General features: G+C 40.0%; 1 protein-coding gene. It reads right to left on the bottom strand.

From position 1 onward, the window contains the following. Positions 1-34: 34 nt before the first annotated feature. Positions 35-1237 (bottom strand): IS256 family transposase, encoded by a 1203-nt coding sequence (locus ABXG98_RS18940; protein ID WP_353540272.1) that lies wholly within the window; start codon positions 1235-1237, stop codon positions 35-37. Positions 1238-1293 lie beyond the last annotated feature (56 nt).

The raw sequence follows: 1293 nt of genomic DNA, 5'->3' as shown, positions 1-1293 counted from the left end.
GAGGGCGTTCAAAATTCTGTGTCAGCTTAAATGTTTAAATATCGAGTACGCTGTCTAAGCGCCCTTCAAAATAAATGGCTAACTGAGATAAACACAAGCTCCAATTGTGGATGGGCATAGTCCATTTCTCAGTGGCATTTAATATGCCAGCATAAAGTAACTTCAACAAGCTATTTTCATTGGGAAAAGCGCCTTTCGTTTTGGTCAACTTTCTAAACTGACGATGCACAGCCTCAACGGCGTTCGTTGTATAAATGACCTTGCGAATATGCTCAGGGTACTTGAAGTAAGCTGATAAGTTATGCCATTTATTACGCCAGGAATTAATCACCAGCGGATAAGCGCTCCCCCATTTAGCCTCAAGTTCGTCAAGCGCTAGTTCTGCTGCCTCCCTTGTTGCCGCTCGATAAACGGGCTTTAAATCAGCCATAAACGCTTTTTGATTTTTAGAGGCTACATACTTCATTGAATTTCGGATTTGATGAACAATGCATAATTGTACTTCGGTCTCTGGAAAAATAGTTTTTATTGCTTCAGGAAAACCCGTTAGGCCATCAATACAGGCAATTAGGATATCTTTTACCCCTCGATTATTTAAATCGGTGAGCACCGACAACCAATAATTAGCACCTTCATTTTCAGATAAATGTAAGCCAAGTACTTCTTTCCTTCCGTGAATATCTAAACCGAGTAAAGTGTAAACCGCTTTGCTAATATAACGGCCATCTTCTTTCACTTTGTAGTGTATAGCATCAAGCCAAACAATCGGATAATGGCTGTCTAAAGGGCGCTGTTGCCATGCTTTTAACTCAGGAATAAGTTTATCGGTCACAGCGCTTATCGTGCCTGTAGCAACGTTCATACCGTACATATCTTCAATATGCTTGTTAATATCTCGATAACTCATGCCCATACTAAACATGGATAGAATTTTTGAGTCTATTTCGTCACTGAGCGTGGTTTGATTTTTCTTGACGAGATGAGGATCAAAGCTACCACTTCGATCTCTTGGGGTATCTAGCTCAAAACTGCCAACCGATGATTTAACGGTTTTAGTGCTAGAGCCATTTTTACGGTTAGGCTCTTGTTCATTTGCAAGGTGTTGTTCAAGTTCAGCCTGGAGCGCTGACTCGGTTAGTTGTTTGATAAGTGATGTAAGTACACCATCTTTACCATTAAGTTTTTTACCTGATTGAAGTGCTTTAACTGCATCTTCGAAGTTGAATTGATTTGTCATGTGTCATTCCTGTTTTTACCAGTTTACTGAAATGACACAGATTTTTGAACACTACC

This window comes from Colwellia sp. KU-HH00111, from assembly GCF_040362745.1.
Taxonomy (GTDB): Bacteria; Pseudomonadota; Gammaproteobacteria; order Enterobacterales; family Alteromonadaceae; genus Colwellia.
This window is presented reverse-complemented; position numbering and strand designations above follow the sequence as displayed.

Bases quoted from the DNA above. Each gene is read 5' to 3' on its own strand.
- ABXG98_RS18940 (WP_353540272.1), bottom strand. From the start codon at position 1,237: ATGACAAATCAATTCAACTTCGAAGATGCAGTTAAAGCACTTCAATCA.